The sequence below is a fragment of the Catellatospora sp. IY07-71 genome (assembly GCF_018326265.1).
In the GTDB taxonomy this organism is placed as follows: Bacteria; Actinomycetota; Actinomycetes; order Mycobacteriales; family Micromonosporaceae; genus Catellatospora.
This window is the reverse complement of the sequence record NZ_AP023360.1, coordinates 2,989,125-3,014,230: the sequence shown is the minus strand read 5'-3', so window position 1 is coordinate 3,014,230 and position 25,106 is coordinate 2,989,125. Positions and strand designations below refer to the sequence as shown.

Below are 25,106 nucleotides of genomic sequence, written 5' to 3'. Positions count from 1 at the left end.
GACAGGGCGGCCGTACCAGGGGTGGACGGCCGCCCTGCAGGCAGGAATGGTCAGGACGGCGTGACGGTGCCCGCCGCGCCGTCGACGGTGATCAGCTGCCCGGTCGTGATCCGGCCGGTCGCGTCCGGCACCCCGACCACGGCGGGGATGCCGTATTCGCGGGCCACCACGGCGCCGTGCGAGTTCGCCCCGCCCATCTCCATGACCAGGCCGCCCGCGGTGAGGAACAGCGGGGTCCAGCCGGGGTCGGTGGACGGGGCGACGAGGATCTCGCCGGGCTCCAGGTGGGCGCCGACCGGATCCATGATCACCCGGGCCACGCCGGTGACCTGCCCGGCCGAGGCCGGGGTGCCGGTCAGCGCGCCGTCGGCGGCCGCCGCCGGGGCCACCCCGGGTTCGGTGCCGTCGGACAGCAGCACCCGGGGGATGTGCCTGCGGCGCAGTTCCTCGTCGTACGCGTGGCGCCGCCGCGCGACCAGGTCCCGCAGGTCGGTGCCGGCCAGCCCGGCGCGCGCCTCGGCGAGGTCGACGAAGTACACGTCGCCCGCCTCGGCCAGCCGCCCCTCCTTGGCCAGCTCCGCCCCGACCAGGGCGAGCTGCGCCCGGCACGCGGCGATCACCCGCACCATGTAGTACTTCGGCAGCTCGCGTACGCCCGCCAGGGCACGTGCCCGGCCGAGCAGCGTACGGACCGCCCGGCCGCGCAGCCGCCCCCGGCGCGAGGCGCGCCCCGCCAGGGTCTCCACCATCGCCTCGGCCTCGGCCGCACCCTGCGCGAACAGCCGGTCCGGGGTCAGCACCGCGGGGTCGCCGGGGTCCATGCGCAGGTAGTTGGCGAGCACGCCGAGGATGTAGCGCGGGTCGTCGGACCAGCGCGGCATGCCGAGGTCGATCTCGGCCACGGCACGGTGGCCGTAGCGCGCCAGGAACGCGGCGACGCCGTCCCGCGCCACCGGCGGCATCGTGCCCGCCGTGTACCGGTGCGCCAGCTCGTCCACCGTGGACCCGGCGAACAGGGCCGCCGACGGCGCGTCGGCGCGCAGCCGCACGGCCAGCGCCCACAGCTCCAGGTCCATGTCGGTGGTGACGTTGTTGGGGATGCCCCGCAGCACCGCCTGCACGTCGCCGACGGCGGCGTCCGCGCCGAGCAGCCGGTCGGCGATCCCGAGTGCGACGAACCCGGCCGCGGCCACCGGCATCACCCGCGGCACCAGGTGCACCACCTCCGCCTGCAGGGTGCGCTGCACGAAGTCCAGCCGCTGCGCGGCCGTGGCGCCCGGCGGCACGGTGAGCAGCCGGTCCAGCTCGCCGCCGACGGCGTCCACGTCGGCCAGGCCGCGCCCGGGCTTGGCCAGCGTGCGCAGCAGCCGCAGCGGGATGCGGTACTTCACCGCCACCCGGCCCACCCGGCGTACGAACGGCAGCCGCGAGCGGCGGGTGTTCGACAGCCTCGGGTCGCCGAACAGGCCGCTGATCGCCGCACCGGAGCGGGCCTCCATCACCCCGAGGATCTTCGGGATGAGCGTGCGGCCCATGGTGCTGCGCACCGCCGTGGTCACGTCGAGGAACACCCGCTGCCCCGCCGGGGCGAACACGGCCGGTCCGGCCAGCGGATCGGCCACCGGGAACCCGAACAGCCCCGCCCCGCCGGAGGCGATGACCCGGAACGCGGCCATGCCCATCGGCGTGATCGGGCGGAACACGCCCTGCGCGACGCTGAAGCAGAAGTAGACCCTGGTGTCCGCGCCGGCCGCGGGCGCCCCTTCCGGCAGCGGGAACAGCGTGGTCACCGGACGGGCCTGGGTCAGCCACAGCGTGCCCCCGCCGTCGACCGCCCACTCGGTGTCCTGCGGCGCGCCGTAGTGCGCCTCGACCCGCTCGCCCAGCTCGGCCAGGGCCAGCACCTGCGCGTCCGACAGGCACGCCTGGTCCGCTCCGCCGTCCAGGGTGACGTGCTCGGTGCCGCCGCCGGGCAGCGAGCGGATCGCGAGCCGCTTGTCGCCGAGGCGCCGGTCGAGGATGGCCCGCCGCGGGGTGTCCACCACGAAGTGGTCGGGGTTGACCGCCCCGGACACGACCGCCTCGCCGAGGCCGGGGCCGGCGTCGATGACGGCCCGGTGCCGGTGGCCGGTGACCGGGTCGGCGGTGAACATGACGCCCGCCACGGCCGAGTCGACCATGCGCTGCACCACCACCGCCAGCCGCACGGTGCGGTCGTCGATGCCGTTGACGGCCCGGTAGACCACGGCCCGGTCGGTCCACAGCGACGCCCAGCAGCGGCATACGGCGTCGAGCACCGCGTCCTCGCCGACGATGTTGAGGTAGGTGTCCTGCTGCCCGGCGAAGCTGGCGAACGGCAGGTCCTCGGCGGTGGCGGAGGAGCGCACCGCCACCGGCACGTCGTCGCCGAGCCGGGCGTAGCCGGCCGCCACCGCGTCGGCGATCTCCGCCGGGATGGGTGCGGCCAGCAGCGCCGCGCGGGCCCGTCCCGCCAGCGCGGTCAGCGCGGGCACGTCCTCCTTGGCGGTACGCGCCAGCGCCGCGTACACCTCGTCGAGGTGCGCCGACGCGGCGACCACCCGGTACGCCTCGGTGGTCAGGCACAGGCCCGGCGGGACGGGCAGCCCGGCCCGGGTGAGCACGCCCAGGTTGGCGGCCTTGCCGCCGACCACGGCGAGCATGCCCGCGTCGATGCCGGCGAAGTCGAGGACCAGCCCGGCCGGGCCGCCGGTCGGGGTGTCAGCGGCCGGCATGGTGCGCTCGCTCATCGAGGTGCCTCCTGGAAGCCTTGCCCAGCAGCGCCATGGCCTCGGTGACCACGCGCTGCTCCTCGTCGGTCAGATACGTCATCAGCTCGCGCTGGGCCTGGGCCCGCACCCGCTCGAAGGAGCGCAGGTAGTCCCGGCCCGGGTCGGTGATCCGCAGCCGCTTCGCGCGCCGGTCGGCGGCGTCCTCGTCCCGGGCCACCCAGCCCCGCCGCACCATCTGGTCGATCAGCCGGCTGGTCACCGACATCGACCGGCCGAGCTGACCGGCGAGATCGCGCACGGTCGGGTACGGGCCGGTGTCGAGCACGTACAGCGTGGCCATCTGGAGCAGGTTGGGCTCGGTGTCGCCCATCCGGCGCAGCAGGCCGAGCAGGAAGTCCGGGATGAGCGCCCGCCGGAACAGGCCGATGTCCTCGGCGAGCCGATCGTGCTGGGTGGCCACGGCGACTCCATTTGCTTGCGGATCCGCAACTAATGCGTGAACACAAGCATAGCCCCACCGCTGGGGCTTAAGTCAACAGCGTTGAATTGCGCGCGGCGGTGAGCCCTCTCACCCGCCAGGGCCGACGACAGGGCGGTGGCGGTGAGATCACCGCCACCGCCGCCGGGGACGAGCCGGCTACTCCACGGCGCGCGCCAGCGTCACCGCGAACCGGCCCTGCGGGTCGGTCCACCAGTGCTCCGCCGCGAACCCGGCCTTGGCCAGCTCCGCCTCCACCCGGTGCCGGTCGAACTTCGCCGAGATCTCGGTGCGGATCTCCTCACCGGCCCGGAAGCCCACCTCCAGCTCCAGCGCGGGCACCTCGACCCGCATGTCCCGCAGCGCCCGCAGCCGCATCTCGATCCAGCTGTGCCGCGGGTCCCACACCGCCACGTGCTCGAACGCGGTCAGGTCGAAGTCGGCGCCGAGGCTGCGGTTGAGCACCCGCAGCACGTTCAGGTTGAACTCGGCGGTCACCCCGTCCGCGTCGTCGTACGCCGCGACCAGCGTCTGCGGGTCCTTCACCAGGTCGGTGCCGAGCAGCAGCCACTCGCCCTCGTTGAGCACGTCGCGCACCTCGGCCAGGAACGCCGCGCGCTCGGCCGGCGCCAGGTTGCCGATGGTGCCGCCCAGGAACACGATCATCCGGCCGCCGCCGCCCGGGATGCGGTCCAGGTCGTGGCTGAAGTCGCCGACGATGCCGTGCACCTCCAGCTCCGGGTAGTCGCCGTCGATCGCCTTGGCCGCCGAGCGCAGCGCCGACTCCGAGACGTCCAGCGGCACGAACCGGGCCAGCGTGCCCTCCTCGTGCATGGCGTCCAGCAGCAGCCGGGTCTTGTCCGACGAGCCGGAACCCAGCTCCACCAGCGTCTTCACGCCGGTCTCGTGGGCGATGTCGGCGGCGTGCGCGGCCAGCACCGCGCGTTCGGCCCGGGTCGGGTAGTACTCGGGCAGCTTCGTGATGCGTTCGAACAGGTCGCTGCCGTACGCGTCGTAGAACCACTTCGGCGGCAGCCACTTCGGCTTCGCGGTGAGGCCCTCGCGGGCGTCCACCCGCAGCTGTTCGCTCAGGTCGTCGGGTGTGAGGTAGACGTCGAGTCTCACAGCTCCTCCACGGTGTACGCGGCAGGGCCGGCCACCACGAGGCGGCGGTCGGGCACCTGCACCCAGCCTGGATCGTCGTCGAAGGGTTCCGAGGCGACCAGGACCCGCCCGACGGCGTGGTGCACCGCCAGCGCGTGCCCGGAGGTCGTCGCGTACGCCTTCTCCCCGTCGGTGAGCAGCAGGTTCAGCCGGGAACCGGCCGCGGCGGCGCTCACCTCCGCCACCGTCGCGCGCAGCGCCTCGGCCGGGCCGTACCCGGCGCGCAGGCGGTCACGCACCAGCGTCCACACGAACGCGGCGTCCGTGGGCGCGTCCATGGTCAGCAGGTCCGTCACCGGCAGCCGCTCGGCCAGCTTGGCCATGGTGTCCGGCCAGCCCGCGACGAACCCGTTGTGGCTGAAGAACCAGCCGTCGGCGGTGAACGGCGCGCACGCGTCGTCGGTCACCGTCATGCCCGGCGTCGCCGAGCGCACCGCCGCCAGCACCGCGCCGACCGCGGTGACCCGGGCCAGCGCGGCGAAGTTCTTGTCCGTCCAGATCGGCACCGCGCGCCGGTAGCGCATCGGGCCGGCGGGGGTGTACCAGCCCGCCCCGAAGCCGTCCACGTTGATCGTCCCGCCACCGCGCATGTCCCGCGGCGCCCAGGTCTGGTGCTGCAGCCCGTACGGCGGCTCCACCAGCAGCGCCGCGAGCGGCACCGGCGGTCCGAGGTACACCAGGTGGCGGCACATGTCAGCGGCGCTCCAGCTCCTCGGGGCGGGGGTCGCGGGCGCAGCGGAAGCCGCTGAAGATCTGCCGCCGGATCGGGTAGTCCCAGTTGCGGAACGTGCCCCGGCAGGCCGCCGCGTCGGTGCCGAACGAGCCGCCGCGCAGCACCCGGTACTCGTCGCCGAAGAAGACCTCCGAGTACTCCCGGTAGGGGAACGCGGCGAAGCCCGGATACCCGCCGAACGGCGACGCGGTCCACTCCCACACGTCCCCGATCAGCTGGTGCACCCCGTACGGCGACGCCCCCGCCGGGTACGCGCCCACCGGTGCCGGGCTCAGGTGGTGCTGGCCCAGGTTGGCGTGCTCGGGCGCCGGATCGTCGTCGCCCCACGGGAAGCGGCGCGAGCGCCCCGTCGCCGGGTCGTGCCGGGCCGCCTTCTCCCACTCCGCCTCCGTGGGCAGGCGTTTCCCGGCCCAGGCGGCGTACGCGCTCGCCTCGTGCCAGGACACGTGCACCACCGGCTCGTCCGGCACGATCGGCTCCCGCCGCCCGAACCGGGTGTACGTGCCGTCGCCGTGCCAGTGCCCCGGCCCGGTCAGCCCCGCCGCCTGCCGGTGCGCCCAGCCCGCCACGCTCCACCAGCGCGGATCGGCGTACCCGCCCGCGTCGACGAACGCCTGGTACTGCGCGTTGGTCACCGGGGCGCGGTCGAGGAAGAACGGCGGCACGTGCACCGGGTGCGCCGGGCGCTCGTTGTCCAGCGCCCACGCCTCCAGCGAGGTGCCCATCTCGAACGCCCCGCCGGGGACGAACGCCTCCCCGGCCACCGGCTGCCGCGACGGCGGGGGCGGCGGCGCGACCAGCACCGGGTCGCCCTGCCGCAGCTGGTGGGTGGCCAGCATGGTCTCGTCGTGCTGCTGCTCGTGCTGGATGATCATGCCGAAGGCGAAGCCCTGCTCCACCAGCGGCCGCCCCGCCAGGTCCACCGTGTCCAGCAGGTCCAGCACCTGCTCACGCACCCGCCGCACGTACGCCCGCGCCTCGGCGGGGCCGAGCAGCGGCAGCTCGGGGCGGTCGGCGCGGGCGTGCTTGAACGCGTCGTAGAGCTGGTCGATGTCGGCGCGGACCGGCTCCCGGCCGCCCACGTCGCGCACCAGCCACAGCTCCTCCTGGTTGCCGACGTGCGCCAGGTCCCACACCAGCGGCGACATCAGCCGGGAGTGCTGGCGGACCAGGTCGTCGTCGTCCACCGCGTCGGTCAGGCCGATGCTGCGCTCCCGGGTCCGGGCCAGCTCCGCCGCCGCCCGCTCCCGCAGTCCCGTCGTCATCTCAGCCTCCCCTCCCCGAGCCGCCGTGCGGCCCCTTGCTTCACCGCCTCAGCGGTCGCGGCCGGCAGGTCCGTGTGCCCCAGCGCGCCGACGGCCAGGTCCAGCAGGCGCGGGGCCACCGCCGCGATCGCCGGGTCGGCCAGCCCGTGCCGGGCCGCCTGGATCCAGCGCCCCTCGGCCGGAGCCGCCACCGCGATCGCCTCGTCCACCGTCTCTTCCCGAGCGAACAGGGCGGTCAGCAGCGCCACCGGCGCCACCCAGTCCATGCCCGGCTGCATGTCCAGGTAACGCACCTCGAAGTAGCCGCGCGCCCGGACCGGCGGGAACATCGTGCTCAGGTGGTAGTCGAGGTCCGGATAGGTCGGTGCCGGGTTCAGCGCGCCGCCGATCCAGTCGGCGAAGGTCAGGCCCGCCGGCGCGTCCCACGGGCCGTCGCGGCGTACACACAGCAGGGGGGTGTCCAGCACCCGGCGGGCCCAGGCCGCCACCGGGTCCGCACCGTCGGCGGCGGGCGGCCCGTTGCGCATCGGATCGGCCGCCAGGCAGGCGCGCATCCGGTTGGACGCCCAGCCCGTGTCCACCCCGGCGTAGCGGCGCGAGGTCGCGAACACGGCGACCAGCGCCGGGCCCACCGCGTGCAGCGCCCGCCAGCGCGCGCCCACCCGCTCCGGCAGCCCCGCGTCCAGGCACACCTGCACGCTGGCCGTGCCGCACATCCACTGCCTGCCGTACGGCCCGAAGCGGTCGAAGACGCGCTCCATCGTCGCGTAACGCGGCGTGTCGAGGATCCGGCGGGCGGCCCGGTGGGCGTCGCAACCCTGCCCCGCGAGCACCAGGCCCGCACGATCCAGAAGGCCGGTCAGCTGCTCCAGATCTGCCGTGGTGGCGTCGAGCAGACCGGCAAGAGAGTCACTGGTATCGGTGGATATCTCCACCTGCCCACCCGGTTCGAGGGTGACCCGGCCGCCGAACGGCAGCGGAGCCTGCGGGCTGTCCGGCACCAGACTGCGCGGGGCATGCTCCCCCAGCGCCGAGCCGAGAACCCCCGGATCCACCGGCCGTGCCGGATCCCCCCGGTGGTGCGTGGTCCACTCCAGCTCGATCCCCACCCGCCCCGGCGGCCCCGTCTTGAAGCACACCTTCGCGACATACCCCTCGGCCTCCGCCCGATCCGCGATCCGGGCCTCCACCGCCAACGTCCCCTGCTCCCACACGCTCCGCCCACCCCCCAACACCCTGAGTCACCAGACCGCCCAACCTACCCCCTCCCCACCACCCCCACCCCGCCTTCTCTGCGTTGATCATGAACTTATGGACGTGTTCGACGGCGTGTTGCTACCCCCAGACCGTGATCAACATGCGGATACCGCAGGTGGGCGGGGATGTGGCGGGCCGACAATGACCACATGCAGCCCGAACAGACAGCGCTGCCGGCGTTGGCCGACCCACTGGAGGACGAGCCCGACTTCGCGAGTGAGCACTCGCGGACCAGCACCAGCGAGGCCGTCAGCGCCGGCGAGGACAAGCACTCAGACCCGGACATCCCGCTCGGCCTCGGCGGCATGGACATGAAACGCCGCCGCCTCCTCGACTGATCACGGCGCCGGGGTGGTAACACGCCGTCGAACACGTCCATAAGTTCATGATCAACGCAGTAGAAGGCCCGGCCCGCGCGGAGGGTGCGGGCCGGGCCGGGGTGGGGCGCGTTACGGGAGGGCGTTGAGGAAGGTTTCGTGGGAGTTGGAGAACTCCCAGCCGTAGTACTTGTCCCAGTTGATGGACCAGGTCATCAGGCCGCGGAAGTCGGGGCTGGTGCCGCCGCGGAGGGTGTAGCCGCCGCAGGTCTGGTTCTTGACCAGGCAGTTCACCGCCTGCTGGACCTGGGCGGGGGTGGTGTAGCCGCCGCCGGCGCTGACGGCCGCGGGGACGCCGAAGGCGATCTGGTCCTGGCGCAGGGCCGGGAACGTGATGCCGGTGTTGGCGACGGTGAAGCCGGCCTTGAGCATGTCGGTCATCGCGATGTGGAAGTCGGCGGCGCCCATGTTGTGGTACTGGTTGTCCAGGCCCATGATCGGGCCCGAGTTGTAGTCCTGCACGTGCAGCACGGTGATGTCGTTGCGCAGGGCGTGGATGACCGGCAGGTAGGAGCCCGCGCGGTTGTCGCAGCCGCTGCAGGTGCCGCCGTAGAACTGGTACCCGAGCTGCACGAAGAACGTCTCGGGCGCCATCGTCAGGATGAAGTTCGAGCCGTAGCGCGACTTGAGCGTGCGCAGCGCCGAGATCAGGTTGACGATGACCGGGGTGGTCGGGTTGCGGAAGTCGCCGTCACCGGGGTTCAGGTACAGCGAGTGGCCCTCGAAGTCGATGTCGAGGCCGTTCAGGCCGTACTTGTCGATGATGGCGCTGACCGAGCTGACGAACGTGTCCCGGGCCGCGGTGCTGGTGAGCTGGACCTGGCCGTTGGCGCCGCCGATGGAGATCAGCACCTTCTTGCCCTGGGCCTGCTTGGCGCGGATGGCGGCGATGAAGTCCGCCTCGCTCTCCACCCCCGGGCACTCGGCCGCGGGGCACTGCCGGAACCGGATGTCGCCAGAGGTCACCGAGGTCGGCTCGCCGAAGGCGAGGTTGATGATGTCCCAGGACGCGGGCACGTCGGCCATGCGCAGGTAGCCGGAGCCGTTGGCGAAGCTGGCGTGCAGGTAGCCGATCAGCGCGTGCTTGGGCAGGCCGGTGTTCACGCAGCCGGTGGTGGTCACGCTGAGCACTCCGCTCTTGGGCGACTCGCCCGCCGCGTTGGTCGCGCTCACCTGGTAGCCGTGCGTCGAGCAGGTGCCCAGGCCGCTGATCGTGGCCGTGGTGCCGGTGACCGTGGCGACGACGGTGCTGCCCTCGTACACCTTGTAGCCGGTGGCGCCGGTGGACGCGTTCCAGGCCAGCGACACGGAGTTGTTCGCGGTCGCGGTGGTCCGCAGGTTGCCCGGCGTCGGCGGCACCGTGGTGCAGCCCGTGGTGGTGGCGCTGACCGCCCCGCTCTTGGCCGACTCACCCGAGGCGTTGTACGCGGCGACCGTGTAGCTGTGCCCCGAGCAGGCGGCCAGGCCGCTGATCGTCGCGCTGGTGCCGGTGCCGGAGGCGACCTGGGTGGTGCCCTCGTACACGCGGTAGCCGGTGGCGCCGGAGGAGGCGTTCCAGGACAGCGCGATCGAGGTGTTGGTGATGCCGGTGACGGCCAGCCCGCCCGGGGTCGGCGGCACGCTGGTGCAGCCGGTGGTGGTGGCGCTGACCGCGCCGCTCTTGGCGGACTCGCCGGTCGAGTTGTACGCGGCGACCGTGTACGTGTGCGCCGAGCACGCCGCCAGGCCCGAGATGGTGGCCGAGGTGCCGGTGACGGTGGCCCGCACGGTGGTGCCCTCGTACACCCGGTAGCCGGTCACCGTGCCGCTGGCGGCGCCCCAGGACAGCGCGATGGAGGTGTTGGTGATCGTGCCCGCGGCCGGGTTGCCGGGCACGCCGGGCACGCCGGTGCCGCCGGGGCCGTCCAGGCTCAGGTCGTCGGCGAAGTAGGTGCCCTGGCCGTACCAGCCGTGGGTGTACACCTCGACGCTGGTCTGCGACGCGCCGGTGGTGAAGGAGACGCTCAGAGACGTGAACGCGGCCGCGCCCGGGGTCCAGGTGGACGCGCCGCCGGTGACGCCGAGGTAGACGTAGTTGCCGCGCACCCAGCCGGTGAGCACGTACGCCGTGCTCGGCTGCACCGAGACGGTCTGCGTGCACTTCGCGTTGTCCGAGGCGGACGCGGCGCCCTGCAGCGCCTTGGTGCCCGAGCGCACCGGCGTGCTCACCACGGAGCCGAGGCCGCCGGTGCACGCCCACGGCGACAGCGCGCCGCTCTCGAAGCCGGGGTTGGCCAGCAGGTTGGCCGCGGACGCCGGGCTGGCGACGGCGAGGATACCGCCCGCGACCAGCAGCGACAGGGCGGCGGAGACGATGCGGGATCTTCTGATCACGGGCCCTCCTCGTGAATGGATGGCCCTGATTATTAACTCTCTTAACTGTTAATGTCCATGCCAGATTGATGAAGCTCTAAACTGGACGGACGCCTGGCGGGCCGATCCGCTAATCAGCCCAAATCGCCACATTCCCGTATCCGTCACAGGTCAGCCGCGTTGAGAGGTTGGTGCCGCAGCCCGGCTCGGGGCTTCGCGGACGTGCCCACCTACCCGCCCCCGGGCGGTCACGAAGGACGACCCATGCACATGACGCGGCAGCATTCCCCCAAGGCCCCCCTCGCCGCGCTCGCCGCGGCGCTGCTGGCGCTGGCGGCCGCCGCGGTGATGCTGCTGGTCGCCGGGCCCGCCGGTGCCCGGCCCGACGACCGCCCCAAGCACCGCGGCTACGGCACGCACTCGGCGACGCCGTCGGCCGCCCCCAGCACCGCGCCGTCCGTCGGCCCGTCGCGCAAGGACCCGGCCCCCTCCAAGTCCGCCACCAGCCGCCGGCACGACGACGGCGGGGATGACGGCGGCGACCACGGCGGCGGCGGTGGCGACGACGAACTGCCGCGCACGGGCACGTCCGGCCCGTCCGCGGGGGCCACGGCGCTGACCGGGCTGGGCGTGCTGCTGCTCGGCGGCGGCGTGCTGTGGCTGGCCAGCGCACTCTCCCGCCGCCTGGAGGGCACCCGCCTGCACACGCAAGCCGCCGGTGCGGTCGCCGCCCTGCGCCGCCGCCCGAGCCCCCGCCCCCGCCGCTGACCCCATCACCTGGTACGCGGGGCAGGAACTCTCCTGCCCCGCGCCTTTCCATGCCGATGATCGCCAGTTCGTGTCCAAACCTAAGGCCAGACCCCACTTTCTGACACGAACTCCCGATCAAGGCAGGCGCAAGCGCGCGACGGCTGCATTAATTTCTATCTTTACATGTCTCTGGTCATCTCTATGATGTTGAAGATGACCGATGTCCGGACCGGCGACAGCAGCCCGCCCCCGGACGTCGTGCCCGCCACCGTGCTGCGGCTGGACCGTCCTGAGCTGGACGCATCCGCACGGCTCGTGGTCCGCGGCGCCGTCGACCCGGGGCTGCGCGAGCACCGCCGGACCGGCGCCTTCTCGCCGCTGGCATACCTCTACGAGCGCCCCGATCCCGATGCGCCTCCGGCCGACCTGACCCTGTCGATCGGCCACTACGACGAGGTGGATCTGGTGTGGGTGTTCTCCGGAGAGGTGGACGGGATCATCGGGCTGACCCAGCCCACGACCGCGGCCGGCGACTCGCCGGCCCCGACCAGAGGAGAGGTCCCATGACGACCACCCTGACCCGCAATCCACTGCGGACGTCCCTGTCGATGACGCATGGGCACGACTTCGACCAGCCGCTGCCCGCCGACCACGAGCGGCAGCCGTTCGGTTACCTGTTCGCCGACTGGCAGCCCGGCACCGCCGACGAGGTGGCCGCCGAGCTCGGCCACTACGACGTCGAGGAGCAGGTCTGGGTGACCCCCTCGGGCGACATCACCATGGGCGTCTACACCAAGACCCGCACGTCCGGCTCCGGCTGCGGCGACTGCGTCACCGACGACGTCTGCGCCTAGGAGACCGGCATGCCCGACTCGCCGTCGACCCCGCGGGTGCTGATCCTGACCCAGGAGTTCGATCCGACCGTCGATCCCGTGGTGCACAGCCTCAAGGCGCGCGGCGCCGAGCTGGTCCGCGTCGACCTCAGCTACTTCCCCACGACGCTGACCTTCACCACCTCGGACTTCGACGGCGAGCGGCGCGAGCTGCTGCACCGCGGGCGGCGGGTCGATCTCGATTCGCTGTCCGGGGTGTGGTATCGCCGCCCCACCGCGTTCGCGTTCGACCCGGCCATGAGCGAGGCCGAGCAGCAGTTCGCCCGCAACGAGGCGCTGCACGGCATCGGCGGCATCATGCGGGCCACCGACTGCCTGTGGATCAACCGGCCCGACGTGGACGCCGTCGCCGAGCTGAAGCCGTACCAGCTGCAGGTGGCCAAGCGGCACGGCTTCCGCACCCCGCGCACGCTGCTCACCAACGACCCGCAGGAGGTCGCCGCCCTGGTCAAGGCCACCGACCGGCCCGTCGTCTACAAGGCGCTGACCGGCGGCGTCATCCACTACCCGGGCGCGTTCCCGAGCGGCCTGTTCACCACCGTCGTCGGCGACGAGGTGCTGGAGCACGCCGACCGCGTCCGCCACACCATGTGCATGTTCCAGGAGTACGTCGACAAGGCGTACGAGGTGCGCCTGACCGTCGTGGGCAACACCTACTTCCCCGTGGTCATCGACTCGCAGTCCATGCCGACCACGGCCGTCGACTGGCGCGGCGAGAACCACCTGCCCTACGGGCCCTACCGGCCGCTGCCCGACGACGTCGTGGAGCGCACCCAGCGGCTGCTGGCGGAGCTGGGCATCGTCTACGCCGCGATCGACTTCATCGTCACGCCGGACGGGGAACACGTGTTCCTGGAGGTCAACCCGGGCGGCCAGTTCATGTGGATGCAGCACGACCTGCAGCTGCCGCTCAGCGAGGCCGTCGCCGACCTGCTCTGCGCGGGCGGGGAGTTCCGGCGCGGCCCGGTGACCCAGGTCGGCTACTGACCGTGGCCTGGGAGCTGCTCGTCACCGGCCAGCTCCTGCTGGCCGGTGTGCTGGGTTTCTCGGCCGGGGCGAAGCTGCTGGACCCGGGCGCGTACGCCGCGTTCCGCGCCTCGCTGCCCGCCAACCTGCGGCTGCCCGAGCGGCTCGCCGGGCCGCTCGCGGCGGCCGTGGTCACCGCCGAGGCGACGCTGGCCGTGCTGCTGGCGCTCGCCGTGGTGGTGCCCGCGCTCGCGCCCGGGGCGCTGCTCGCCACGACCGCGCTGCTGGCCGCGTTCACGGCCGTGCTCGCGGCGATGGTGCGCGGCGGCGTACGCCAGGCGTGTCACTGCTTCGGCACCGCCACCCGCCCGCCCGGCTCCGCCGACGTGGTCCGCAACCTGGTGCTGCTCGCGGTGTCCGCGGGCGCGACCGCGACGGCCTGGCCCGCGCCGCCGCCCCCGCCCGCCCCGAACGGAGCCGCCATGCCGCACCTGCCCGCGATCCTCGCCCTGCTCGCGGGCGTCTGCGTGCTGAACACCGCACTGATCGTGCTGGTGCTGCGCCTGCTGCGGCAGCAGTCGGCGCTGGTGCGGGCCAGCATCGAGGGCGTGGCCAACCCCGAGCCGATCATGACGGCCGGCGGCGGCCGGGTCGCCGCCTTCACCGCGGTCACCGTGGACGGGGAGCCGCTCAGCGCGGACCTGCTCGACGGCGACACCCTGGTCGGCTTCCTCTCCCCCAGCTGCCCGGCCTGCGCCGAAAGCCTGCCCGGCTTCCTCGCCCGCGCCGAGGCGATCGGCGGGCGCGAGCACGCGCTGGCCGTCGTGCTCGGGCAGGGCAGCGCCGCCGACGCGCTGTGCGAGCGCATCACGCCGGTGGCGCGGGTGGTCAACGAGCCCGAGCGCGGGCCGGTGTCGCGCGCCTTCGGTGTGGACGGCTACCCCGCGTTCGCGCTGCTGTCCGGGCACACCGTGGTGGCCAGCCACTTCGTGCTGGACAAGGTGCCGAGCAGCAGCGCCGGGTGACCGCGATGCGCGCCTCCCTCGGCGCGGCCGGGCGACTGGCCGCCACCGCCGCGCCCCGCTGGCTCGCCGCGCGGATCACGCTCGCCGCCGCGGCCGCGGGCGTGCCGGTGCTGGCCGCGTGGCTGATGAAGACGGTGCTGGACCGCGTCGTCGCGCCGGGCGCGCCGGTGGTCGGACCCGTGCTGCTGCTCGCCCTGTCCGGGGTGGCCGCGGTGCTGGTACCCGAGCTGGGCCGGTATGCCGACGCCGAACTCCAGCGCCGGATCGGGCTGACCGCGCGGGAACGCCTGTACGCGGCGGTGGGCCGGATGGGCGGGCTGCGCGCGTTCGAGAACCCGCGCTTCCACGACCGGCTGTCGCTGGCCGCCGAGGTCGGGCCCACCGGCCCCGCCGAGGCCGTGACCAGCGCGATCGGCGTCGCCACCGGGGCGGCCACCGCCGCCGCGTTCCTGGCCGCGCTGCTCACGATCAACCCGTGGATGCTGCTGGTGGTGCTCGCCGCCGCGCTGCCCACGCTGCGCGCGGAGCTGAAACTCAGCCGCCACCGCGCGCAGACCCTCGGCGAGCTGGGCCGCAGCACCCGGCGCGAGTTCTTCTACGCGCAGCTGATGACCAGCGTCACCGCCGCCAAGGAGGTACGCCTGTTCGGGCTGGCCGGGCTGTTCGGCGCGCGCATGCTCGGCGAGCTGCGCCGCATCCACGCCGGACACCGCCGCATGGAGCGCCGCGAGCTGGCCGTGCAGTGCCTGCAGGGGGTGCTCGGGGCGGCCGTCGCGGGGGCCGGGCTGGTCTGGGCGGCCGACGCGGCGCGCGCCGGGCGGCTGACCGTCGGGGACGTGTCGGTGTTCGTCGCCGCGCTGGCCGGAGTGCAGGCCGGGGTGAGCGCCGCCAGCGCCAATCTGGGCCGGGCGCACGAGGCGCTGCTGCTGTTCGAGCACTACCGCTTCGTCACCGAGGCCCCGCCCGACCTGCCCGCCGGGGACCATCCCGTGGCCGCCGTACCGCCGCTGCGGCAGGGCGTCGAGTTCGACGACGTGTGGTTCCGGTACGAGGAGGACCTGCCCTGGGTGCTGCGCGGGGTGAGCCTCACCCTGCCCGCCGGGCAGGCCGTCGCGCTGGTCGGGCGCAACGGCGCGGGCAAGAGTTCCCTGGTCAAGCTGCTGTGCCGGTTCTACGACCCGACCCGCGGCGCGATCCGCTGGGACGGGGTCGACCTGCGTGACCTGCCGCTGGACGAGCTGCGGCGGCGGCTGGGCGTCGCGTTCCAGGACTTCATGGCGTACGACCTCAGCGCCGCCGAGAACATCGGCCTCGGCGACCTGCCGCGGCTCGGCGACCGCGCCGCCGTCACCGGGGCGGCCCGCCGAGCGGGGGCGCACGAGCTCCTCACCGCCCTGCCGAACGGCTACGACACTCTGCTGACCAGGGTTTATCTGGACGCCGCAGACCGGGACGATCCCGACACCGGGGTGGAGCTGTCCGGCGGGCAGTGGCAGCGGGTCGCGCTCGCCCGCGCGCTGCTGCGCGAGGACAGCGACCTGCTCATTCTGGACGAGCCCAGCTCCGGCCTGGACGCCGAGGCCGAGGCCGAGATCACCGATCGGCTGCGCGCGCACCGCGCCGGGCGCACCAGCCTGCTGATCTCGCACCGGCTCAACACCGTCCGCGAGGCCGACCTCATCGTGGTGCTGCGCGACGGCGAGATCGCCGAGCGGGGCACCCACGACGGCCTGGTCACGACGGATGGCGAGTACGCACGGCTGTTCGCCCGCCAGGCCGCCGGCTACCAGGTGAGTTAGGAAGGGCACCTTCTACATCGCAAAGCGATAAGAAGGTGCCCTTCCTTTCATCAGTTACCAGCGGTGGTGGAGCTGGGGGCGGATGAGGTCGTCGTAGACCTCGGTGACCAGGGCGAACTGGTCGGGGGTGAGGGCGGGCAGGTCGGCGGCGGCGGCGTTGGCGCGGGCCTGGCCGGCGTTGCGGGCGCCGGGGATGACCACGCTGACGCCGGGCTGGTCGATGATCCAGCGCAGCGCGAACTGGGCCATGGTGGCGCCGGGCGGGACCAGCGGGGCGAGGCGGCGCACCGCCGCCAGACCGGTCGCGAAGTCCACGCCGGAGAAGGTCTCGCCGACGTCGAACGCCTCGCCGTGCCGGTTGTACGTGCGGTGGTCGTCCGGCCCGAACGTGGTGTGCTCGTCGTAGCGCCCGGACAGCAGGCCGCTGGCCAGCGGCACCCGGGCGATGATGCCCACCCCGGCGGCCGCGGCGGCGGGCAGCACCCGCTCCAGCGGCTTGAGCCGCAGCGCGTTGAGGATGATCTGGACGCTGGCCACGTTCGGCCGGGCGATCGCGGCCAGCGCCTCGTCGCAGGTCTCCACGCTGACGCCGTACGCGGCGAAACGCTTCTCCTCGACGAGGGTGTCCAGGGCGTCGAAGACGGCGTCGGCCGAGTACACGGCCGTCGGCGGGCAGTGCAGCTGGACCAGGTCCAGCGTGTCCACGCCGAGGTTGGCCCGCGACCGGTCGTTCCAGGCCCGGAAGTTGTCCATCACGTAGTTGCCGGGCTCCTGGGCGACCCGGCGGCCCATCTTGGTGGCCACGGTGAGCGGCACACCCGCTCCCCGCTCACGGACGAAGCGGCCGATCAGCTGCTCGCTGCGGCCGTCGCCGTACACGTCCGCGGTGTCGATGAAGTTCACGCCCGCGGCGACCGCCGCGTCGAGCACCGCCAGGGCGTCGTCCTCGCTGACGCTGCCCCAGTCCGCGCCGAGCTGCCACGCGCCGAGCCCGATCACGCCCACGTTCCGGCCGGTCCGGCCGAGGATTCGTTGCTGCACCGGATCAGCCTACGGGAGAGCGCTTACAGGGGCCGGTGCATGACGACGCAGTCGCGCCCCGCCTGCCGGTCGGGCCGCCGGTCGATCTCGGCGTAGCCCAGCGCGCTCCAGAACGCCAGCGCCGCGGCGTTGTTCTCCAGCACGGCCAGGCGCACCGCGGGGCGGCCCTGCCCGCGCAACCGGTCGTGCACCTCCTCGGCCACCGCCCGGCCCAGCCCGCGGCCCCGCCGCCGGGCGTCGACCAGCAGCAGCCCGATCCAGGGCAGGCCGTCGGCGGGATGGGTGTCCAGCACCGCCACCACGCCGGTCAGCGGCCCGCCGCCGTCCCCGCCGGTGCGGGCCAGCAGCACCTCCACCCCGGGCTCGGCCAGCTCGGCATCCAGCGCCGCGGCGACCTGCGCCGCGGTCACCTCTTCCGGGCGGTCGCCGAAGTCGCCGCTGAGCCGGTGGTAGTCGGCGTTGCCGGCGTACAGCTCGGCCAGCTCGGCCAGCACGGGCGAGCTGGGACTCAGGTCCCAGGTCCGCAGTGGGTTGAGCACGGCCTGAGGTTACGCCCTGATCAGTCCCTCTCGCGGGTGTTACGGCGTTTTGCCTGATTATTGGCCTTCTCGATGGCGCGTACCAGCTCCGCCTTGGTCATGTGCCAGCGACCGCTGATGTTCAGCCGCTTGGCCATGCCCAGCAGCTGATCCTTGGTCTCGGCGGACTGGTAGCGCAGCTTGCTGCGCATCTCGCGCTGGATCGGCATCACGCTCTCCTGCTCACTCGCGGCCGCCACTCAATCGTTGCGTTCGCCCGGCGCCTTCACCCAGACCGTGCCGTCGCGGGGCTGCTTAGGGCCGCCGACCTCGGCGTCGAAGTCGTAGTGGCGCTTCAGGTCGGGAGTGTCGTCGTACTCGTAGATCAGCTCGCTCGACACGTCGACCACACCGGGCACGCCGTGCACCAGCCGCTCGGCGATCTGCGCGGTGCTGCGCCGGTCGGTGCGGCCGGTCAGCGTCACGATGCCGTCGGCCACCGCCACGTCCATCTCCGGCGGCCCGGTGAACAGCATGCCCTGGATGATGTCGTGCAGGACGTCGTGCCGGATCGCCTCGTCGGACCGGCGGTAGGTGCGCAGCAGGTCCCGCCGGGACACGATGCCGACCAGGCTGCCGTCGGCGTCCACCACCGGCAGCCGCTTGAGCTGCTCGTTCTCCATGATCTTGGCGGCCTGCACCACGCTCGCGGCGGCCGGGACGGTCACCACCGGGCTGGTCATCAGATCCCCGGCGGTGTCGCCCTCGGCCTTGGCCCGCCGCACCGCGCGCTGCCGGCGCTCGAACAGCCGCCGCTGCGGCTCCTCACCGCCCAGGGCCAGCTTGTGCAGCAGGTCCGCCTCGGAGACGATGCCGACCACGGTCCCGCCCGGGTCCAGCACCGGGACCGCGCTCACCCCGTGCTCGGCGAGCAGATCGACGATCTCCCGGTACGGCGTCGCCACGCCCACGCTCACGACGGGCGCCGACATCACGTCGTGCACGATCCGGCCCGTCATCGGCGTACCCCCTCATCGCCCAGAGCGCCGCCACGGGGCGTCCGCACCCGCCAGACTGGAGGTGAGACACCGCGGCCAGGCGGGTAGGGACCCATCTGTGATCCTACCGAGCCGACCGCGGCCGGCCGGGACGGTCGAGACAACCGGAGGTGCCCGATGACGAGGAGCGACGTCGCCGACCGCAGCGGCATACCGGCCGCCGCGCTCAGCAACCATGACCTCAACCGGGAGCTGGCCTCGCTGCACCGGACCCGGCACGACACGTTCGTGCACGGCTCGGCGCACGCGCTGGCCAACCATGACCAGCGCAGCCGGGAGCTGGAGAGCGAGTTCCTGCACCGGTTCCCCGGACGCGACCCGGATCCGCGGCGGCTGCGCCCCGCCCGCTAGCCGCCCGCGGACCGTCCCTTCCGGACGGGTCAGTGGCCCGTGAAGAGCACCTTCACCCGGTCCCGGCCCTGCTGGACGCCCTGCCCGGCGACGAGCCGGGCGGCGATGTCGTCCGCGGCGTCGCGGGAGTCCGCGGTGTGCTCTGCGGAACGCTGCTCCGGCCAGCGCAGTTCGTCCCGGCCACCGCCATTCGGGTCAAGCGGACGAACGCTGCTGACCACGACAATCCACTTGCCGGCGGCCGCCTTTCGCCTCCTCCACCAGAACATCTCTGCCTCCGTTTCCCGCGTACGCCGACGCCCACCCTAACGTGGCGCGGTTACCGTGACAGCCCTCGGTCGCGGGGTACGTTGGAGGATCGTGCGAACGCATCGGAGAGGGCAAGGTGACGACCCATTTCGCGTCGATCGGCGTCGACCTCGCGCGGGAGGACCTGTCCCGCTTCACGATGTCGGTCGTCTCCGCGGCGGTGGCCGTGCCCATCAACCGCCGCCACTGCGACCATGTCTGGACCGACCCGTCCGGCGCGCGGGTGGTCGCCCGTTCCCGCTGGGGCCGCGTCCACCAGGTGCAGCCCTCGCTGGCAGGCGGCGCGGTCGCGGTGCCCTGCGGCAACATCCGGCTCATCGACGACCGCACCGCGGTGATGGACCTGCTCGACGACGCCGACGGCGACCTGATCTGCCCGATCGCGGTGCACCTGGAGGACCACTCGGTGCTGCACGTCGCCGGTGGCTGGCTGGCCCGCGGACAGATCGTGTTGTCCGCGCTCGCCGAGACCGCCTCGTCCGCCCCGGACCGCCCGCCGGAACCGGCCGCCGACCTCCCGCCCCACCTCGGCCTGGTCTGCGACGATCTGGTGCGGCCCGCGCACGCCCCCGCGACCTGGACCCCGAGCCCGCGCACCGCGCTGCGCGGCACGGTGCGCGCCGCCGAACTGCGTACCAACGGCCTCACCGGCGACAGCTTCCACTGGCTGCGCCTGCGCATCCGCCCCGGCCTGGAACTCGACGTGGCCGCCCCCGCCGCGGCCCTGCCCGCCGTGCCCGCCCCCGGCACCCGCCTGCACGCCCGTGCCGTGCTCACCGGCAGACTCGGCCTGCAACCCGGCACCCTCCCCCGTCCCCGCAAGGGTGGGCACCTTCGCCGGCTCGCGCAGCGCGACGAGCCGTAGCCCGGCGCGTTCTCCGTGGAGGAAGAGCCTGCTCAACGCGCTGCCGGATGGTCGCGGGGCGGGTACGGACCGGGACCTGCCTCACCATGCAGAGACAGGTCCCGCCCGACGCTCCAGGTCGTGCCCAGCGTCGTTGCGCCGCGTGCGGGGACCTCGTGGGACCCCTCCGCCGGCGCGGCTGAGATCTGGCGACATCATCACACCCGGCCGTTATCGCCGCGTCCTCCGACCGCACATGCGCGAACGGGCTTCGGGGGATCAGCTCCGCCCGGCGGACAGGCGCAGCATCGGGCCCGTCATCGGCACGAAGCCCAGCGAGAGGTAGAGCGGCTCGCCGTCCGGCGACGCCCGCAGGTCCACCTTCGGCACCCCACGCTCGGCGAACCAGCCCAGCAGCGCGGTCATGCAGGCGCGCGAGTACCCGCGCCGCCGGTACGCCTCGTCGGTCACCACGTTGAACACGTAGCCGGTCAGCCCCGACGGGTTCTCCGGGCCGCCCAGCCGCCGGTCGATCGTGCCCACGGCACAAGCCGCCAGCCCGGGGCCGTCCGGCGCGTCCACCACGTACGCCGCCATCGTCGCGGCCGGGCGGTCCAGCCGCTCCCGCAGCGTGGCGACGGCCTCGTCCTGCCACGCGCCCGGCTCCGGCGGCCGCCCGTGCATCGACCCGAGCATCACCGCCCGCAGCCTGACCAGCTCCACCGCATCCGCCGCCACCGCACCCCGCGCCTCGATCACGCCCGGCACGCTACCCGCCCGCCCCGCTGCGCATCCGCCGCGTTTTGCCATTGACGTTGGCCTATCACATCGCATTCGATCTCGAGCCAGGCGACGTGATAGGCCAGCGTCTATCGATGGGGGGGGCGGAACGCCCCGGCCCGGCGGCGGAAGGCATTCGGCAGGCACCGGGCCGGGGCGCGGGTGCGGGTATCGTCGCCGGATGGCCGAACCCCGCAGCCGGTGGACCCTGGCGCCGCGCGAGCTCGACGAACCGCACCCGTCCCGGCTGCGCCCCGATCACCCCGGCCGCGCCGAGATCCTCGCGAAGCACGCCGAGGCGCTGCGCGACGGCACCCCCGGCTACCTCGACCCGGCCACCGGCCTGTTCGTCCTCAGCGCGGCGTTCCTGGCCAAGCGCGGCTTCTGCTGCACCCGCGGCTGCCGCCACTGCCCGTACGTCACCTGACCGCCCTCGATCATCCGACTTGCCCGGCAGGTGGGCGTATCCCGGCTCAAGATACGCCCGCCTGCCCGGCAAGTCGGACGATCTTGCGTGCCCCGCCGGGCGGCGGGCTGTCCGCAGTCCTGTCCGCGGTGGGCGAACGCCGGCGAGGCGCGGGAAGGTCGGCGGCGGTGACATCATCGGGCGCATGACGGTCATCGAGGTCGTGCTCGGCGACATCACCGCCGAGGACGTGGACGCGATCGTGACGGCGGCCAACGAGTCCCTGCTCGGCGGGGGCGGGGTGGACGGCGCGATCCACCGCGCGGCAGGTCCGGGCCTGGCCCGCGCGGGCGGCGCGATCGCGCCCTGCGACCCCGGGGACGCCAAGGCCACCCCGGCGTTCGACCTGGATCCGCCGGTCCGCCACGTCATCCACACGGTCGGCCCGGTCTGGGAGGGCGGCACGTACGGCGAGGACGACACCCTCGCCTCCTGCTACCGCCGCAGCCTGGAGGTCGCCGACGAGCTGGGCGCGGTCAGCGTCGCGTTCCCCGCGATCGCGACCGGCGTGTACGGCTTCCCCGCCGACCGCGCCGCTCGCATCGCCGTGGCGACCCTGCGCGCGACCCCGAGCCGCGTCCAGCGCGTCCGCCTGGTGGCCTTCGACCGGCATACCCACGATCTGCTCGCGGCCGCCCTCCAAAGCTGACGCCCCGCCTGCGAAACCGCCGTCTGCGGGTACGGGCGCCGTCCGCGTGGCACGTGGCCGCGGTGTCGGAGGCCGGGCCTAGGCTCGGCGGCATGGCGAGGGTGCCCCGGCCGGTCCCGGTGGAGCTGCTGCCCCAGCTGCGGCGGGCGCGCGACCATATCGACCGGCATTACGCCGAGCCGCTTGATCTGGACCGGCTTTCCCGGGTCGCGAGGGTGTCCAAGTTCCATTTCGTACGCAGCTTCGAGGCGGCGTACGGCGAGACCCCGATCCGCTACCTGACCCGCCGCCGCATCGAGCGCGCCCAGGACCTGCTGCGCCTGGCCAACCTGACGGTGACCGAGGTGTGCATGGTGGTCGGCTTCGCCAGCCTGGGCTCGTTCTCGACCCGGTTCGCGGCGCTGACCGGCGAGACCCCGACGGCGTACCGGGACCGCTGGGCGGCCCGCGGGGGGCCGCACGTGCCCGGGTGCTTCCTGTTCATGCGCGGCGTGCTCGATCTCGGCGGCACGACGGGAACCGCAATCTCGGAGAAGCCGCAGGTCACCGGGCCGTCCTAGGCTTGAGGCATGATCACAAACATCTCGCTGGTCACGGTCTACTGCCTCGACCAGGACAAGGCGCGCGACTTCTACGTGGATGTGCTCGGCTTCAAGGCGGTCACCGACATCACCATGGGCGAGGGCTTCCGCTGGGTGACCATTTCGCACCCGACCCAGCCCGAGATCCAGGTGACGCTGATGACGCCGGGCCCGCCGCTGGATCCGGACGCCGCCGATTTCGTACGCCGCCAGCTGGAGAAGGGCGCGATGGGCGGCCTCGGCCTGAACGTGGACGACTGCCGCAGGACGTTCGAGGACCTGAGCGCCAAGGGCGTGGTGTTCCTCCAGGAGCCCGCCGACCGCCCGTACGGCGTCGAGGCGGTCATGCGCGACAACTCCGGCAACTGGCTCGTCCTCGTCGAACCCAGGCAATGGCACCCCGAGGACTTCGAATACCCCCGCGACTGACCGGCCGACCAGGGTGCAGTTTCGGGGAAACTGCACCCACCAGGCCGACCGAAGCCGCACTTTCCCCGAAACTGCAGCGCACGGCCCACCGCCGGACGCACAGGCGCGGCCGGCGGGTCAGGCGCTGAAGCGGCGCAGGGTCCAGCGGGTGTACGGGGACTCCGTCGGGTGCTCGTCCACGGTCCACTCGGTGATCGAGGCCGGGGCGACGACCGTGTCGAACGCGCGCAGCAGCGGCTGCGCGCCCAGCGTGTGGAACGCGGCGTTCACCGTCTCGCTGTGCCCGACCAGCACCGCGATCTCGCCCGCGTGCCGGTGCGCGATGTCCATGATGGACCGCCCGGTCCGCACCACCAGTTCCGCCCAGGTCTCGTTCCCGGCCTGGAACGGCCGGTGCACGCCACCGCCCGGCAGCGGGGCGTTCTTCAGCACCTCCACCGGCTGCCCGTCCGCGTATGCCGGGTAGTGCCAGGTGCACAGCCCGCAGTCCGCCTCGGCCGGGACGCTGAGCGCCGCCGCGATCGGCTCGGCCGTCTCCACGGCCCGGCGCAGCTCGGAGTGGTACAGGGCCACCGGCCCGGCGCCGGCCAGCTCGGCCGCGAGCCGTTCCGCCAGCCGCGCGGCCTGCTCATGGCCGGTGGCGGTGAGCCCGCGGCACCCGTTGCGCCCGCCGATGAACCGCTGGACGGTATGCACGGACTCGCCGTGCCGTACGAAGATCAGCCGCGTCTGCATCGCCGCATGGTAGGCGGCCCACCGCCATGCCGAGGCGCGCTTTCCCACCGTGGGCCCGGCTCACCCCTGCCATGATCCGTTTTTGTGGACGTCCAGCGTCGCCATGGCGACATCCAGCGTCCACAGAAACGGATCTCCCACGCCACCCGATGTCGATCACGGCCCCAGGGTCGCGACACGCCGCCGAACCCTGCCATAAGTTCATGATCAACGACGGGCAGGGGTCACCCCGGGAGGATGGCCGACAGGGGGACGGCGGGATCCGTGAGGCGGGCGGGGTCGGCGGGGGTGCCGGAGAAGCCGGTTTTGACCAGGGCGGAGAGGTCGTCCTGGACGTCCCAGATGTTGACGTTCATCGCGGCGACCACGCGGTCGTCCTCGGTGAGCCAGAAGGCGATGAACTCCGGCGTCTTCCCGTCGACGATCTCGGTGGAGCCGCGGAACACCACCCGGGCGTAGTCGCCGGGACCCGCCCAGCCGCAGTACTCCATGCCCAAGTCGTACTGGTCGGTGAAGAAGTACGGCACCTGCTCGTAGCTCACGTCCTGCCCCAGCATCGCCTTCGCGGCGGCCTTGCCCCCGGCCCGCGCGTTGGCCCAGTGCTCGGTGCGCAGGTGGCGGCCCAGCAGCGGATGGTACGCCGAGGCCACGTCCCCGCAGGCGTAGATGTCCGGGTCGGACGTGCGCAGGCTCGCGTCCACGACCACGCCGTCGTCCACGGCCAGCCCGGCGTGCTCGGCCAGCGCCGTGTCGGGCCGGATGCCCACCCCGACCGCGACCAGGTCCACCGCCAGCTCGGTGCCGTCGTCGAGGACCGCGCTGCGCACCGCCCCGTCGAGGGAGCCGAACTCGCGCACCCCCGACTCGAACCGGAACTCGACCCCGTTGGCCTCGTGCAGCTTCCGGAACACGGCGGCCAGCTCGTCGCCGAGCACCTTGCGCAGCGGGGCGCGGTCGGTGCCGACCACGGTCACCGGGCAGCCGTAGCCGCGCGCGGCGGCCGCGATCTCCATCCCGATCCAGCCCGAGCCGACGACCAGCACCTGCGGGCTCGGGTCGCGGGACAGCGCGGCCCGCAGCGCCTCGGAGTCGGGGAAGGTACGCAGGTAGCGGACACCGGACGCGTCCGCGCCGGGCACGTCCAGGGTGCGCACCCGCGAGCCGGTGGCCAGCAGGAGCTTGTCGTACGCGAGCTGCTCGCCCCCGTCGAGGGTGACCGTGCGCGCCTGGGGGTGCACCGCCACCGCGCGCCGTCCGAGCAGCAGCTCGACGTCCTTCTCGGCGTACCACTCGCGCGGGTGCACGTAGGCCTTCTCGCGCGCGTCCTTGCCCTGCAGGAAGCCCTTGGACAGCGGCGGGCGCTCGTACGGCACCTCGTCCTCCTGCCCGATCAGCAGCACCCGGCCGGTGAAGCCCTCGGCCCGCAGTGTCTCGGCAGCCCTGGCCCCGGCCAGCGACGCACCGACGATGACGAATACCCGCTCGTCCGCACTCATGACCCCAAGCCTCGCGCAAACGCGCTTCCCGGTCCATCGA

28 protein-coding genes are annotated in these 25,106 nt (G+C 73.3%); 13 read left to right on the top strand and 15 right to left on the bottom strand.

Annotated features, from left to right (window positions below):
• Nucleotides 1-50: 50 nt before the first annotated feature.
• From CS0771_RS13705 to CS0771_RS13680, 6 genes are all read right to left on the bottom strand, one after another.
• Entirely contained in the window at nucleotides 51-2,768 is a 2,718-nt protein-coding gene (locus tag CS0771_RS13705; RefSeq protein WP_212841321.1) for a PEP/pyruvate-binding domain-containing protein, read from the bottom strand.
• Nucleotides 2,740-3,210 carry a MarR family winged helix-turn-helix transcriptional regulator gene (locus CS0771_RS13700; RefSeq protein WP_212841320.1) on the bottom strand — a complete coding sequence of 157 codons (471 nt, stop codon included), beginning with the start codon at nucleotides 3,208-3,210 and terminating at the stop codon, nucleotides 2,740-2,742. Before CS0771_RS13700 ends, CS0771_RS13705 begins: the two co-directional genes overlap by 29 nt.
• Nucleotides 3,211-3,387: 177 nt before the next feature.
• Nucleotides 3,388-4,353, bottom strand: coding sequence for an L-histidine N(alpha)-methyltransferase (gene egtD, locus CS0771_RS13695; protein ID WP_212841319.1), 966 nt, complete (start codon nucleotides 4,351-4,353; stop codon nucleotides 3,388-3,390).
• Nucleotides 4,350-5,084: an ergothioneine biosynthesis protein EgtC gene (egtC, locus tag CS0771_RS13690; RefSeq protein WP_212841318.1), complete on the bottom strand. Its 735-nt coding sequence runs from the start codon at nucleotides 5,082-5,084 to the stop codon at nucleotides 4,350-4,352. Before egtC ends, egtD begins: the two co-directional genes overlap by 4 nt.
• A gap of 1 nt (nucleotide 5,085) precedes the next feature.
• Complete coding sequence (gene egtB / locus CS0771_RS13685; RefSeq protein ID WP_212841317.1) at nucleotides 5,086-6,390, bottom strand: ergothioneine biosynthesis protein EgtB; 1,305 nt, start codon at nucleotides 6,388-6,390, stop codon at nucleotides 5,086-5,088.
• Nucleotides 6,387-7,604, bottom strand: a complete 1,218-nt coding sequence (locus CS0771_RS13680; RefSeq protein WP_212841316.1) for a glutamate-cysteine ligase family protein — start codon at nucleotides 7,602-7,604, stop codon at nucleotides 6,387-6,389. Before CS0771_RS13680 ends, egtB begins: the two co-directional genes overlap by 4 nt.
• Nucleotides 7,605-7,796: 192 nt before the next feature.
• On the opposite strand from CS0771_RS13680, the gene CS0771_RS13675 reads away from it, so the two are divergent.
• Nucleotides 7,797-7,985 carry a hypothetical protein gene (locus CS0771_RS13675; RefSeq protein ID WP_212841315.1) on the top strand — a complete coding sequence of 63 codons (189 nt, stop codon included), beginning with the start codon at nucleotides 7,797-7,799 and terminating at the stop codon, nucleotides 7,983-7,985.
• Nucleotides 7,986-8,096: 111 nt separating this feature from the next.
• Here the strand turns inward: CS0771_RS13675 and CS0771_RS39640 are convergent, their stop codons facing one another.
• The gene (locus tag CS0771_RS39640; protein WP_244870774.1) at nucleotides 8,097-10,397 is read right to left on the bottom strand and encodes a glycoside hydrolase family 18 protein; all 2,301 of its coding nucleotides are present in this window, start codon (nucleotides 10,395-10,397) and stop codon (nucleotides 8,097-8,099) included.
• Nucleotides 10,398-10,646: 249 nt separating this feature from the next.
• Here CS0771_RS39640 and CS0771_RS13660 point away from each other — a divergent pair, with 249 nt between their 5' ends.
• The 6 genes from CS0771_RS13660 (at nucleotide 10,647) to CS0771_RS13635 (ending at nucleotide 15,809) form a co-directional block, all read left to right on the top strand.
• Nucleotides 10,647-11,144 carry a hypothetical protein gene (locus tag CS0771_RS13660; RefSeq protein ID WP_212841314.1) on the top strand — a complete coding sequence of 166 codons (498 nt, stop codon included), beginning with the start codon at nucleotides 10,647-10,649 and terminating at the stop codon, nucleotides 11,142-11,144.
• A 195-nt stretch (nucleotides 11,145-11,339) separates the two neighbouring features.
• On the top strand, nucleotides 11,340-11,693 hold the full coding sequence (locus CS0771_RS13655) for a hypothetical protein (RefSeq protein WP_212841313.1): 354 nt from the start codon (nucleotides 11,340-11,342) through the stop codon (nucleotides 11,691-11,693).
• Entirely contained in the window at nucleotides 11,690-11,980 is a 291-nt protein-coding gene (locus tag CS0771_RS13650) for a hypothetical protein (RefSeq protein ID WP_244870773.1), read from the top strand. The genes CS0771_RS13655 and CS0771_RS13650 overlap by 4 nt, the downstream gene beginning before the upstream one ends.
• A gap of 9 nt (nucleotides 11,981-11,989) precedes the next feature.
• Nucleotides 11,990-13,006: an MvdC/MvdD family ATP grasp protein gene (locus tag CS0771_RS13645; RefSeq protein WP_212841312.1), complete on the top strand. Its 1,017-nt coding sequence runs from the start codon at nucleotides 11,990-11,992 to the stop codon at nucleotides 13,004-13,006.
• Between the two features lie 2 nt (nucleotides 13,007-13,008).
• Entirely contained in the window at nucleotides 13,009-14,010 is a 1,002-nt protein-coding gene (locus tag CS0771_RS13640) for a MauE/DoxX family redox-associated membrane protein (RefSeq protein ID WP_212841311.1), read from the top strand.
• 5 nt (nucleotides 14,011-14,015) lie between these two features.
• Nucleotides 14,016-15,809: an ABC transporter ATP-binding protein gene (locus tag CS0771_RS13635; protein WP_212845824.1), complete on the top strand. Its 1,794-nt coding sequence runs from the start codon at nucleotides 14,016-14,018 to the stop codon at nucleotides 15,807-15,809.
• A gap of 54 nt (nucleotides 15,810-15,863) precedes the next feature.
• Here the strand turns inward: CS0771_RS13635 and CS0771_RS13630 are convergent, their stop codons facing one another.
• The 4 genes from CS0771_RS13630 to CS0771_RS13615 are packed head-to-tail and all read right to left on the bottom strand — an operon-like array spanning nucleotide 15,864 to nucleotide 18,387.
• The gene (locus CS0771_RS13630) at nucleotides 15,864-16,850 is read right to left on the bottom strand and encodes an aldo/keto reductase (RefSeq protein WP_212841310.1); all 987 of its coding nucleotides are present in this window, start codon (nucleotides 16,848-16,850) and stop codon (nucleotides 15,864-15,866) included.
• Between the two features lie 23 nt (nucleotides 16,851-16,873).
• The gene (locus CS0771_RS13625) at nucleotides 16,874-17,389 is read right to left on the bottom strand and encodes an N-acetyltransferase (protein WP_212841309.1); all 516 of its coding nucleotides are present in this window, start codon (nucleotides 17,387-17,389) and stop codon (nucleotides 16,874-16,876) included.
• Between the two features lie 20 nt (nucleotides 17,390-17,409).
• Nucleotides 17,410-17,628, bottom strand: a complete 219-nt coding sequence (locus CS0771_RS39635; RefSeq protein ID WP_212841308.1) for a hypothetical protein — start codon at nucleotides 17,626-17,628, stop codon at nucleotides 17,410-17,412.
• A complete protein-coding gene (locus tag CS0771_RS13615) occupies nucleotides 17,629-18,387 on the bottom strand; it encodes a CBS domain-containing protein (RefSeq protein ID WP_212841307.1) in 759 nt (252 codons plus the stop codon). It lies immediately after the preceding gene.
• A 156-nt stretch (nucleotides 18,388-18,543) separates the two neighbouring features.
• Here CS0771_RS13615 and CS0771_RS13610 point away from each other — a divergent pair, with 156 nt between their 5' ends.
• Nucleotides 18,544-18,777: a DUF6158 family protein gene (locus CS0771_RS13610; RefSeq protein WP_212841306.1), complete on the top strand. Its 234-nt coding sequence runs from the start codon at nucleotides 18,544-18,546 to the stop codon at nucleotides 18,775-18,777.
• A 29-nt stretch (nucleotides 18,778-18,806) separates the two neighbouring features.
• Here the strand turns inward: CS0771_RS13610 and CS0771_RS13605 are convergent, their stop codons facing one another.
• Nucleotides 18,807-19,046, bottom strand: coding sequence for a hypothetical protein (locus tag CS0771_RS13605; protein ID WP_212841305.1), 240 nt, complete (start codon nucleotides 19,044-19,046; stop codon nucleotides 18,807-18,809).
• Between the two features lie 116 nt (nucleotides 19,047-19,162).
• On the opposite strand from CS0771_RS13605, the gene CS0771_RS13600 reads away from it, so the two are divergent.
• Nucleotides 19,163-19,951, top strand: a complete 789-nt coding sequence (locus CS0771_RS13600) for a hypothetical protein (RefSeq protein ID WP_212841304.1) — start codon at nucleotides 19,163-19,165, stop codon at nucleotides 19,949-19,951.
• Nucleotides 19,952-20,209: 258 nt separating this feature from the next.
• Here the strand turns inward: CS0771_RS13600 and CS0771_RS13595 are convergent, their stop codons facing one another.
• Entirely contained in the window at nucleotides 20,210-20,689 is a 480-nt protein-coding gene (locus tag CS0771_RS13595) for a GNAT family N-acetyltransferase (RefSeq protein WP_212841303.1), read from the bottom strand.
• A 202-nt stretch (nucleotides 20,690-20,891) separates the two neighbouring features.
• On the opposite strand from CS0771_RS13595, the gene CS0771_RS13590 reads away from it, so the two are divergent.
• From CS0771_RS13590 to CS0771_RS13575, 4 genes are all read left to right on the top strand, one after another.
• Nucleotides 20,892-21,137: a DUF5522 domain-containing protein gene (locus tag CS0771_RS13590; RefSeq protein WP_212841302.1), complete on the top strand. Its 246-nt coding sequence runs from the start codon at nucleotides 20,892-20,894 to the stop codon at nucleotides 21,135-21,137.
• A 184-nt stretch (nucleotides 21,138-21,321) separates the two neighbouring features.
• Entirely contained in the window at nucleotides 21,322-21,825 is a 504-nt protein-coding gene (locus tag CS0771_RS13585) for an O-acetyl-ADP-ribose deacetylase (protein WP_212841301.1), read from the top strand.
• Nucleotides 21,826-21,917: 92 nt separating this feature from the next.
• The gene (locus tag CS0771_RS13580; RefSeq protein WP_212841300.1) at nucleotides 21,918-22,385 is read left to right on the top strand and encodes a helix-turn-helix domain-containing protein; all 468 of its coding nucleotides are present in this window, start codon (nucleotides 21,918-21,920) and stop codon (nucleotides 22,383-22,385) included.
• Between the two features lie 9 nt (nucleotides 22,386-22,394).
• A complete protein-coding gene (locus CS0771_RS13575; protein WP_212841299.1) occupies nucleotides 22,395-22,835 on the top strand; it encodes a VOC family protein in 441 nt (146 codons plus the stop codon).
• Nucleotides 22,836-22,952: 117 nt separating this feature from the next.
• Here the strand turns inward: CS0771_RS13575 and CS0771_RS13570 are convergent, their stop codons facing one another.
• Complete coding sequence (locus tag CS0771_RS13570) at nucleotides 22,953-23,570, bottom strand: histidine phosphatase family protein (RefSeq protein WP_212841298.1); 618 nt, start codon at nucleotides 23,568-23,570, stop codon at nucleotides 22,953-22,955.
• A gap of 224 nt (nucleotides 23,571-23,794) precedes the next feature.
• Entirely contained in the window at nucleotides 23,795-25,066 is a 1,272-nt protein-coding gene (locus tag CS0771_RS13565; RefSeq protein ID WP_212841297.1) for an NAD(P)/FAD-dependent oxidoreductase, read from the bottom strand.
• Nucleotides 25,067-25,106 lie beyond the last annotated feature (40 nt).

Coding starts and splice junctions, on each gene's coding strand:
- CS0771_RS13705 (WP_212841321.1), bottom strand. CDS start 2,768: ATGAGCGAGCGCACCATGCCGGCCGCTGACACCCCGACCGGCGGCCCG.
- egtC (WP_212841318.1), bottom strand. CDS start 5,084: ATGTGCCGCCACCTGGTGTACCTCGGACCGCCGGTGCCGCTCGCGGCG.
- egtB (WP_212841317.1), bottom strand. CDS start 6,390: ATGACGACGGGACTGCGGGAGCGGGCGGCGGCGGAGCTGGCCCGGACC.
- CS0771_RS13675 (WP_212841315.1), top strand. CDS start 7,797: ATGCAGCCCGAACAGACAGCGCTGCCGGCGTTGGCCGACCCACTGGAG.
- CS0771_RS13660 (WP_212841314.1), top strand. CDS start 10,647: ATGACGCGGCAGCATTCCCCCAAGGCCCCCCTCGCCGCGCTCGCCGCG.
- CS0771_RS13655 (WP_212841313.1), top strand. CDS start 11,340: ATGACCGATGTCCGGACCGGCGACAGCAGCCCGCCCCCGGACGTCGTG.
- CS0771_RS13650 (WP_244870773.1), top strand. CDS start 11,690: ATGACGACCACCCTGACCCGCAATCCACTGCGGACGTCCCTGTCGATG.
- CS0771_RS13645 (WP_212841312.1), top strand. CDS start 11,990: ATGCCCGACTCGCCGTCGACCCCGCGGGTGCTGATCCTGACCCAGGAG.
- CS0771_RS13635 (WP_212845824.1), top strand. CDS start 14,016: ATGCGCGCCTCCCTCGGCGCGGCCGGGCGACTGGCCGCCACCGCCGCG.
- CS0771_RS13615 (WP_212841307.1), bottom strand. CDS start 18,387: ATGACGGGCCGGATCGTGCACGACGTGATGTCGGCGCCCGTCGTGAGC.
- CS0771_RS13610 (WP_212841306.1), top strand. CDS start 18,544: ATGACGAGGAGCGACGTCGCCGACCGCAGCGGCATACCGGCCGCCGCG.
- CS0771_RS13605 (WP_212841305.1), bottom strand. CDS start 19,046: ATGTTCTGGTGGAGGAGGCGAAAGGCGGCCGCCGGCAAGTGGATTGTC.
- CS0771_RS13590 (WP_212841302.1), top strand. CDS start 20,892: ATGGCCGAACCCCGCAGCCGGTGGACCCTGGCGCCGCGCGAGCTCGAC.
- CS0771_RS13585 (WP_212841301.1), top strand. CDS start 21,322: ATGACGGTCATCGAGGTCGTGCTCGGCGACATCACCGCCGAGGACGTG.
- CS0771_RS13580 (WP_212841300.1), top strand. CDS start 21,918: ATGGCGAGGGTGCCCCGGCCGGTCCCGGTGGAGCTGCTGCCCCAGCTG.
- CS0771_RS13575 (WP_212841299.1), top strand. CDS start 22,395: ATGATCACAAACATCTCGCTGGTCACGGTCTACTGCCTCGACCAGGAC.
- CS0771_RS13570 (WP_212841298.1), bottom strand. CDS start 23,570: ATGCAGACGCGGCTGATCTTCGTACGGCACGGCGAGTCCGTGCATACC.
- CS0771_RS13565 (WP_212841297.1), bottom strand. CDS start 25,066: ATGAGTGCGGACGAGCGGGTATTCGTCATCGTCGGTGCGTCGCTGGCC.